This window comes from Sandarakinorhabdus sp. (genome assembly GCF_031430775.1).
Taxonomy (GTDB): domain Bacteria; phylum Pseudomonadota; class Alphaproteobacteria; order Sphingomonadales; family Sphingomonadaceae; genus Sandarakinorhabdus.
In genome coordinates, this window is the sequence record NZ_JANPCD010000128.1 from 1 (window position 1) to 8,357 (window position 8,357).

Below are 8,357 nucleotides of genomic sequence, written 5' to 3' on the forward strand. Positions count from 1 at the left end.
CCATCGACCCATTTGCCGACGAATTCCTTGAGGTCGGGATCATCGGCCGGCAGGTTGATCATCACCGTGACAAGCTGGTCGCCGCGCGTGCCATCAAGCCGCGTGAAGCCCCTGCCCTTGAGGCGCAGCACCTTGCCCGACGAGGTGCCGGCAGGAATGGTCAGCGTCACCGGCCCTTCGGCGGTCGGCATGCGAATCTTGGCGCCCAGCACCGCCTCGTCCAGCGTCACGGGCAGATCGAGCCGGATATCATCACCGTCACGTTCCAGGACGCGGTGCCGATCGATATCCAGCGTTACCAGCGCGTCACCGGGACCGGCGGGGCCGGGTTCGCCCTGCCCCGCCAGCCGCACCTGGCGGCCGCTTTCGATCCCGGCGGGCAGCTTGATCTCGATGGCGCGGCCGGAACGCAGGGTCACGCGCTGCGGTTTCAGCGCGGCGGCATCGGTGAACGGCACCGTCAGCCGATAGGCCACGTCCGGACCGCGCGGCTGGGTGCGAAAACTGCCAGAACCGCCGCCATTGCCGAACGGGCTGCGGCCACCAAAAATATCGGCAAACAAATCATCGGCGCCGGCTGCAAAATCAAAACCGCCCGAGTTGCTGGCGCCGTCGCTGCGAGTACCGCCGCGTGCGCCGCCGCCGCGAAACGGGTCACTGGCGCCGCGAAAACCGCCGCCGCCAAAGGGCGAGGCCGGCTGGCCATCGGGGCCGATTTCGCCGCGATCGAAGCGGGCGCGAGTGACCGGGTCGGACAGCAGTTCATAGGCGCCATTGGCCTCCTTGAACCGTTCCAGCGCCGCCGGGTTGTCGGCGTTGCGATCAGGGTGGTTGTTCTTGGCAAGCGTGCGGAATGCCTTTTTGATTTCGGCCTCGCTGGCCGTTCGGGACACGCCCAGCACCTGATAGGGATCACGCATTGATTGTCTGGACCGTTCCAAGAGTTGGGCAAGGAATTGCGTTGTCTTACGATATCCATGCCGCAGATGTGCAACACGAACTGATTTTGCAAGCCGGACCATAGCCCGCCCCCCTGGCGACCGCCAGCATCAGTTGTTGCGACCGCCAGCATCAGTTGTTGCTATCGCCAGCACCGGTTGTTTGCGCCATGATGCCGCCTATGAAACGCAATATTCTCCTGATGCTGGCCCCCAGCCTGATTCTGACTCTGGGCCTTCCCGCCCCTGCCCTGGCCTGGGGCGATTATGCGCACCGGCTGACCGGCCGTATCGCCATGGCCGGGCTGACGCCCAAGGCGCGCACCGCCGTGCGTGCAATTCTGGCACGCGGCGCCAGCGTCGATACGCCGGGCTGCCCGCTCGGCAATCTGGAAGAGGCCGCGGTATGGGCCGATTGCGTGCGCGGTCTTGGCGACCGTTTCGACTTTGCCTCGACCTGGCATTACCAGAACATCAGCGTGTGCCGCCCGTTCGACATCGCCGCCAAATGCCCTGACGGCAATTGCGTGACAGCGCAGATTCCGCGCCAGCTGGCAATACTGGCCGACACGCGCGGCGGGCCGGCGAAGCGGGCGCAGGCGCTGGCGTTTTTCGTGCATTTCATGGGCGACATGCACCAGCCGCTGCACCTTGGCGAAAAGGATGATCGCGGCGGCAATGACGTACGGGCACGCTATGGCGCCAAGGAGCCACCGCGCATGAACCTGCACCGCATCTGGGACACCGAACTGGCCGAACGCGCGCTGACCGAGCCGCCGGCGATCAGCCCGGTCACCATTACGCCGGCACAGCGCGCCGCGTGGACGCAAGGCACCGTCACTGACTGGGCGCGCGAAAGCTGGGAAATCTCGCGCACAAGGGTTTATACCGGCATCGCCAACCTGCCCGACCAATGCCCCGGCCAAACCGGCGTGCGCGCCGACATCGACCAAAGCTATGTTGCGGCTGCAACACCGGCGGTGCGGCAGCGGGCAGCGCAGGCCGGCGTGCGGATCGCAGCCATGCTCAACCGGACTTTGGGACGATAGGGGGCAGCCATGCGGCTCGACGACGAGGAAGAAAGCGCCAACATCGAAGATCGCCGCGGGCAAGGCGGCGGCGGCGGCTTCCAGCTGCCGCTTGGCGGCGGCGGCGGACTGCAACTGGGCGGCGGCAAGATGGGGCTGGGCACCATCGCCATCGTCGTCGTGCTGGCGCTGGTGTTCGGCATCAACCCGATGACGCTGCTGGGCGGCGGCGGCACGCCCGACGCCAGTCATCAACAAGAGGGGGGCCAGCCGCAACAGATCGGCCAGCCGCAGCCGGCCATACAGGCACCAGCCGGGCAGCGCAGTGAGGGCGACAAGTTCGTGGCACAGGTGCTGGGCACCACCGAGCGCACATGGGGCCGGCTGTTCCCCGAACAGGTCGGCCAGCCCTATGAACCACCGCGCCTAGTGCTGTTTTCCGGCACCGTCCGGTCAGGCTGCGGCGCCGCCGAAAGCGCGATGGGGCCGTTTTATTGCCCGGCTGACAAGCGCGTCTATCTCGACCAGAGCTTTTTTGATGAACTGTCGCGGCGGTTCGGTGCGCCCGGCGATTTTGCCGCCGCCTATGTGATCGCGCACGAAGTCGGGCATCACATCCAGACCGTGCTGGGAATTTCCGATCAGGTCCGCAAGGCGCAGGCGAGCGCATCGAAAACCCAAGGCAATGCGTTGCAGGTCAGGATGGAATTGCAGGCAGATTGCCTCGCCGGCGTCTGGGGGCATGACAATAAAACGCTTCTGGAGGCCGGCGATGTCGAGGAAGCCATGCGCGCGGCCCAGGCCATCGGCGATGATACGCTGCAAAAGGCGGCGCAGGGTGTGGTGGTGCCAGAAAGTTTCACGCATGGGTCTTCGGCGCAGCGCATGCGCTGGTTCCGGCGCGGCTTTGATACGGGGCAAATCTCGGCCTGCGATACCTTCGCCGCGCGGCAGCTTTAGTTCGCGTCCTTCTTGCCGTCTGAAACGATGTTGATGACGCCGGTGCTGCCGCCGGGCGACGGTGCCATTGTGAGCGTGAAAGCTTCGCCGTCGCTGGTGGTGCCTGTCAAAGTCTCTCCGCTGCGGGTGACGCGGCGGCCCTTGTCCTCAAAGGCTTTCTGATACCAGTCGGCCACGGCAGCAGCATCGCCCGGCGCAGAGAATCGCAGCACGACCTTGGCATCGTCATGGCCTTCGCTGGTATTTGCGGCGACTTTCACGCCCCGGAACTGGGCGCCCGGATAGGTGCCGACATCATCGAAATCGAACTTGCCTTTCGTCTCGAAGCCACCGGGCTTGTTGATCCTGGCCGAAAAGCCGCCGGGGATGCTGACAGCCACATCGCCGGTCTCGCTGTTGGCATCGATGTTGACGGAACCGCCGCTGCTGCCGGCCTTGCCTTTGTCATCATCGAAATCGATGCTGATACCCCCCTTTTCTTTCTTCTTGTCGGAAACGGCGCTGTCGCCGCAGGCGGAAAGGCCCAGCACGGCGGACAGGAGGATGATCGGAACAGCAAGACGAACAACGCGCATGGCAAAATCTCCTTAGTGTATTGTCATAGTAATACGCCATCAGGCCATCGTCAATGTGCAGCCTTGCCTCGCCGCGACGGAACCAGATGCATCACCGCGACGATCGCCGCACCCAGCGCGATGCCGAAAATCGCCGATCCGCCGGCCTCGGCAAACCACACCGCGACACCGCCGCCCGGCTCGGCTGCGTGCATGGCCCTGTGCAGCAATTCATGCGGCAGCGCGGCACCAAAGACATTGAGGCCATCGATGACGATATGGCCGCCGACCCACAGCATGGCGACCAGCCCCACCCAGCCGAGCAGGACCAGAAACGGCGGCATGCCCGCCACAAGCCCGCGTCCGATGCCGCGCATCGTGATACTGCGACTGCGGGCGAGGTGCACGCCGGCATCATCGGCCTTCACGATCAATGCGACAGCGCCGTACACCAGCGCGGTGATGCCCAGCGACACCGCAACCAGCGCTGCGGCCTGCTCCATGATCGGTGCGGCCTCGACCGTGCCCAGCGCAATGGCCATGATTTCGGCCGACAGGATGAGATCGGTGCGGATGGCGCCTGCGACCATATTGCGTTCCTGTTCCACCGGATCGACGGCGACATCATCGCTGGGGTCATCGTCATGCGGGAACAGCTTTTCCCATAGTTTTTCGGCGCCTTCGAAACACAGGAACGCGCCGCCCGCCATCAACAGCGGCGTGATGGCGGCGGGCAGGAAATAACTGAGCAGCAGCGCGCCGGGCAACAGCAGCACGAGTTTGTTGCGCAGCGAACCACGCGCGATCTTGGCCACGATCGGCAATTCGCGGTCGGCGGCAAAGCCCACGACATAGCGCGGCGTGACGGCAGCATCGTCGATGACCACCCCGGCAGCCTTTGCCGAAGCCTTGACCGCAACAGCGGCGGTGTCATCCAGCGTCGAGGCTGCGACCTTGGCAATTGCGGCCACGTCATCCAGCAATGCGAAAAGTCCCGATGCCACAAATGCTCCCCCAAATGCCCTGCTGCGCGTGCCGATGCGCTGTAAACGTCCTTAGCGAGGAAAAGCACCGCGCAAAACGGATGCTTGGCGCAGATGCAACAGAAAGTCGCTGAGACCGGTCTGGCTGTCAGGGCGCCAGCCAGCATCCCTGCCAGCCGTCTGCAGCGCAGAATCGGGCGCGGCGGTGGCCGCTGGCGGCAAGGTGCAGCCAGTCGATGCCTGTCACTGCGATCATCACCACGGCAAAATTGGCCCGCGCCAGCAGCAATTCCCCGGCGGTTGGCGAGCGGCCTTCGACATCGGCCGGCAACCCTGATCCGGGCGCATCCAGGACCGAGCCGGGCGCATTGCCGACCATGTAGCAGCGCCGGGCAAAGGGCGTGGACGCGTGCCAGATGGCGTCGATGTCGGGGCCGTCGGTGCGCACGCGGGCCGAGCCGGACAGGCGCAGCTGGATGGCCGCGCCGGAATCATAGGCAAGAATGCTGACCGGCGCGCCTGCAAGCGCCTGCGCCTTGGGGCTGCGCGCATCGGTGTGAAAGCGCAAGCATGCCGATACGCGCTCGGCCTTTCTGAGCACCATCACCCGGGAATCGGGCAAGCCATTGGCCGCAATGCTTGACACCACGGGCGTGTGCATGGGGCTGCGCCGATCGGCGCCGCCGCGCACCAGCAAGGTCCAGGCACTGTCAAGCGCATCGGCAAGGCTGGTCATGAACATATGGTCCTTCGAGAAAAACACGCGGGGCAAAGACCCTAGCGGTCGCAGCGGCGCTGGCCTAGCATCCGTGTCGCAATAAATGCCGGGGGAACGATATGCGCGGGGTCAAAGGTGCACTGATGGGCGCGGCCATGGCGGCAGCAACGGCACATGCCGCCCCGCCGACCGCAACCGAATCCGACCCGGTGCGGCTGGGCCTGATGCAGGGTTTTCCGGTCCCGGCCGACAAGCAGGTGCGCTTTGACGATGCGTCGATGTGGCGGTTCCCGAACACGCGCTGGGCCTTCAGCAACATGGCTGCGCTGGTGCCGACCGTGCCGATCCGCCGCAGCGGCGCCGTCAGCCCCCTGCCCCGCGCGACACGCAGCGACATCGATGCGATTCCCCTGAAAACGCTGGATGGCACGGCGATGACCTGGCGGGAATCGCTCGATGCCGTCTATGCCGACGGGATTGTCGTGCTGCACCGTGGCCGCATCATCTATGAACGCTATCTTGGCGCGCTCGGCCCGGCCGACAAGCATCTGGCCATGTCGGTGACCAAGAGCTTTGTCGGTACCATCACCGAATCACTGATTGCCGAAGGCAAGCTCGACCCGGCCCGCACCATTGCCAGCTATGTGCCCGAACTGGCACGCAGCGGCTTTGGCGATGCGACGCTGCGGCAGGTGCTCGACATGCGCACCGCCATCGCCTTCAGCGAAGATTATGTTCCCGGCGCCACCGGACTGACCGATGTGCAGCGCATGAGCATTGCATCGGGCCTGGCGCCGCGCCCGCCGGGCTATGACGGGCCAAATGGCGGCTATGCACTGGCGGCGTCCATCCCCGCGAACGGCACGCATGGCGGGGATTTCGTCTATCGCACGCCCAACACCATGGTGCTGGCCTGGGTCATCGAGCGGATCACCGGACAGAGCGTCGCCGCCCAGATCGAAGCACGTTTCTGGTCGAAACTGGGCATGGAGCAGGATGCCAACCTGATCGTCGATGGCGGCGGCACGGCCTTTGCCGGCGGCGGCATGAACGCATCACTGCGTGACATGGCGCGTTTTGGCGAAATGATCAGGCTCGGCGGCCGCTGGAAGGGACAGCAGATCGTGCCCGCCGCGGTTGTCGAACAACTGGCACGCGGCGGCGACCCGGCGACGTTTGCGCATACGAAATACCCCGGCTTGGATGGCGGCAGCTACGCCAGCCAATGGTGGCACCGCGCCGGCGGCCAGATGATGGCGATGGGCGTCAACGGTCAGGGCATTTATATCGACCAAAGGGCCGAATTGGTCATCGCGCGCTTTGCCAGTCACCCGGTGGCAACGAACCGCGCCATCAACCCGGTGACTATCCCGGCCTATGACGCGCTGACGGCGCACCTGGCGCGGGCAAAATAGCGGCGGTTCAACGGGCGCCAGCACCTTCCAGCGCCGGCAGGCTGCGCGCGGCCAACAGCGGCATATCGGCGGCTGGCGTGTCCAAAGCGCGCGCCGTGATGCTGCCGGCGGCCTGGCAGAAGCGCCCCCGGCTCGGCTGGTTGGCAAAAAGATTGTACAGGCGAGTCATCTCACGGTCCTGAACCGTCTGCCAGCTGTTGCCATACTGGTGGCGGTAACGGGCCTGTTCGGCGGCATAGGCCTGGGCGAACAGATCCTGGTGATGCTTGAGCAGCCGGTTGTAGTGATCTGTCAGTTGGCGTTCGCGGCAGGCCAGCGCAGCGACGTTCAGCGCGGACCGCAGATGCCAGACCTGCTGCGGTCCTGCGACCGAGTCGGACGGGCCAACCGGTCCGACGGCGATCGGCGGCGGCACCTGCTGGCTGGGAACCGGATAGCTGGGCGCCGAACCGCGCGGGCTGCTGCACGCCGCAAGCGCAAGCAGTGGCACTGCCATTGCCGACGCACGCCGTCTGAAACTCGTCATCCCCGTCTCCACCCGATAACCCAGGACTGTGTGGCGGGCGGCGTCTTTCTGCCGCCTGAACGGCCAGATGGCGGGTATCGTCATGCAGCATCGCTCAGCCAGCGCCCGACGGTCATAAGGTCAGGTGCGACCGCCTGCGTCATCGCGGCGATTTCGGGCGTGGCCGGCAGCAGGTCGGGCACCATGACCACCGGCATGCCGGCGCCATAAGCAGACCGAACACCGTTATGGCTGTCCTCCAGCGCCAGGCAATCGCCCGGCGACAGCCCCAGCGCGGCTGCCGCGGCGAGATAGGGCTCAGGGTGCGGCTTGCCCATGACGACATCGTCGCAGCCGATGATGACGTGCATGCCCGCGATCAATCCGGCATGTCCCAGATGCGCCCGCGCCAGAGCCTGCTCCGACGATGTGGCCACGGCGCACATGATTCCCATGGCGCGGGCCTGTTCGATAAGCGCGGCGGCGCCCGGCTTGACCGGTCGCACGGGGCCCCATTGCGCCGAAATCCGCTCCCGCACCGCGAGGCGCATGGCGTCATAATCCAGGCCGGCGCCGAACTTCGCCTGCATGATGGTGCGGCTCGCCGGCTCGGGCCGACCGATCAATTGCGCAAAATCATCCTCGGTCATCGGCAGGCCGGCCTGCGCCATCACCGCGAACATCTCCGTGCGGATCAACCTTTCAGTGTCGAGCAGCAGGCCATCCATGTCGAAAACGAGTCCGGCAGGGCGAACGGACAACATTCAGGCAGGTGCCAGCGCCCGGCGCGCCGCAATGCGCGCCTTCCAGTCGGCCGGGCCGGTCTGGTGCACAGATGTGCCGTGCGAATCGACGGCAACGGTTACCGGCATGTCGCGCACGGTGAACTCGTAAATCGCCTCCATGCCCAGGTCCTCGAACGCCACCACCCTTGATGCCTTTATGGCCTTGGAAACGAGATAGGCCGCGCCGCCCACCGCCATAAGATAGGCCGCCTTGTGCTTGCTGATGGCCGCGATGCCGGTGGGGCCGCGCTCGGCCTTGCCGACCATGGCGATCAGGCCGGTCTGCGCCAGCATCGTCTCGGTGAACTTGTCCATGCGGGTGGCCGTGGTCGGTCCCGCCGGCCCGACGACGTCGACGCGCATGGACAAGTTCACCGAGACGATGCTGGCGAAGACCGGGCTGATCGCGATGGTCGGCAAGGCCGAGCGCGGCCCGGCGGCGATCGAGTCGATCCGCAAGCACAAGGCGGC

At 65.7% G+C, this 8,357-nt stretch carries 10 protein-coding genes and 1 pseudogene; 4 read left to right on the forward strand and 7 right to left on the reverse strand.

Annotated features, from left to right (window positions below; all coding sequences use genetic code 11):
• Nucleotides 1–920: J domain-containing protein (locus tag RMQ73_RS07940; RefSeq protein WP_310497590.1), on the reverse strand; the 920-nt coding region annotated here is incomplete at its 3' end.
• 200 nt (nucleotides 921–1,120) lie between these two features.
• Here RMQ73_RS07940 and RMQ73_RS07945 point away from each other — a divergent pair.
• Complete coding sequence (locus RMQ73_RS07945; protein ID WP_310497591.1) at nucleotides 1,121–1,987, forward strand: S1/P1 nuclease; 867 nt, start codon at nucleotides 1,121–1,123, stop codon at nucleotides 1,985–1,987.
• A gap of 9 nt (nucleotides 1,988–1,996) precedes the next feature.
• A complete protein-coding gene (locus RMQ73_RS07950; RefSeq protein ID WP_310497592.1) occupies nucleotides 1,997–2,926 on the forward strand; it encodes a neutral zinc metallopeptidase in 930 nt (309 codons plus the stop codon).
• Here RMQ73_RS07950 and RMQ73_RS07955 read toward each other — a convergent pair.
• From RMQ73_RS07955 to RMQ73_RS07965, 3 genes are all read right to left on the reverse strand, one after another.
• The gene (locus RMQ73_RS07955) at nucleotides 2,923–3,501 is read right to left on the reverse strand and encodes a hypothetical protein (RefSeq protein ID WP_310497593.1); all 579 of its coding nucleotides are present in this window, start codon (nucleotides 3,499–3,501) and stop codon (nucleotides 2,923–2,925) included. The two genes, RMQ73_RS07950 and RMQ73_RS07955, sit on opposite strands and share 4 nt — an antisense overlap.
• A gap of 50 nt (nucleotides 3,502–3,551) precedes the next feature.
• Nucleotides 3,552–4,484 (reverse strand): DUF808 domain-containing protein, encoded by a 933-nt coding sequence (locus RMQ73_RS07960; protein WP_310497595.1) that lies wholly within the window; start codon nucleotides 4,482–4,484, stop codon nucleotides 3,552–3,554.
• Nucleotides 4,485–4,611: 127 nt separating this feature from the next.
• Complete coding sequence (locus RMQ73_RS07965) at nucleotides 4,612–5,199, reverse strand: pyridoxamine 5'-phosphate oxidase family protein (protein WP_310497596.1); 588 nt, start codon at nucleotides 5,197–5,199, stop codon at nucleotides 4,612–4,614.
• A gap of 101 nt (nucleotides 5,200–5,300) precedes the next feature.
• Here RMQ73_RS07965 and RMQ73_RS07970 point away from each other — a divergent pair, with 101 nt between their 5' ends.
• Nucleotides 5,301–6,596 (forward strand): serine hydrolase, encoded by a 1,296-nt coding sequence (locus RMQ73_RS07970; protein ID WP_310497597.1) that lies wholly within the window; start codon nucleotides 5,301–5,303, stop codon nucleotides 6,594–6,596.
• A gap of 7 nt (nucleotides 6,597–6,603) precedes the next feature.
• Here the strand turns inward: RMQ73_RS07970 and RMQ73_RS07975 are convergent, their stop codons facing one another.
• The 3 genes and pseudogenes from RMQ73_RS07975 to RMQ73_RS07985 form a co-directional block, all read right to left on the reverse strand.
• On the reverse strand, nucleotides 6,604–7,122 hold the full coding sequence (locus RMQ73_RS07975) for a hypothetical protein (RefSeq protein WP_310497598.1): 519 nt from the start codon (nucleotides 7,120–7,122) through the stop codon (nucleotides 6,604–6,606).
• 80 nt (nucleotides 7,123–7,202) lie between these two features.
• Nucleotides 7,203–7,865 carry an HAD family phosphatase gene (locus RMQ73_RS07980; protein ID WP_310497599.1) on the reverse strand — a complete coding sequence of 221 codons (663 nt, stop codon included), beginning with the start codon at nucleotides 7,863–7,865 and terminating at the stop codon, nucleotides 7,203–7,205.
• A pseudogene (locus tag RMQ73_RS07985) lies at nucleotides 7,866–8,240 on the reverse strand (fumarate hydratase C-terminal domain-containing protein); the annotation flags it as partial. It lies immediately after the preceding gene.
• A 28-nt stretch (nucleotides 8,241–8,268) separates the two neighbouring features.
• On the opposite strand from RMQ73_RS07985, the gene RMQ73_RS07990 reads away from it, so the two are divergent.
• Nucleotides 8,269–8,357 (forward strand): fumarate hydratase C-terminal domain-containing protein (locus RMQ73_RS07990; protein WP_310497600.1); only part of this gene is annotated, 89 nt, incomplete at its 3' end.

Excerpts from the sequence above, each read along its gene's own strand:
- RMQ73_RS07975 (WP_310497598.1), bottom strand. The coding sequence starts at position 7,122 with ATGACGAGTTTCAGACGGCGTGCGTCGGCAATGGCAGTGCCACTGCTT.
- RMQ73_RS07945 (WP_310497591.1), top strand. The coding sequence starts at position 1,121 with ATGAAACGCAATATTCTCCTGATGCTGGCCCCCAGCCTGATTCTGACT.
- RMQ73_RS07950 (WP_310497592.1), top strand. The coding sequence starts at position 1,997 with ATGCGGCTCGACGACGAGGAAGAAAGCGCCAACATCGAAGATCGCCGC.
- RMQ73_RS07965 (WP_310497596.1), bottom strand. The coding sequence starts at position 5,199 with ATGACCAGCCTTGCCGATGCGCTTGACAGTGCCTGGACCTTGCTGGTG.
- RMQ73_RS07980 (WP_310497599.1), bottom strand. The coding sequence starts at position 7,865 with ATGTTGTCCGTTCGCCCTGCCGGACTCGTTTTCGACATGGATGGCCTG.
- RMQ73_RS07970 (WP_310497597.1), top strand. The coding sequence starts at position 5,301 with ATGCGCGGGGTCAAAGGTGCACTGATGGGCGCGGCCATGGCGGCAGCA.
- RMQ73_RS07955 (WP_310497593.1), bottom strand. The coding sequence starts at position 3,501 with ATGCGCGTTGTTCGTCTTGCTGTTCCGATCATCCTCCTGTCCGCCGTG.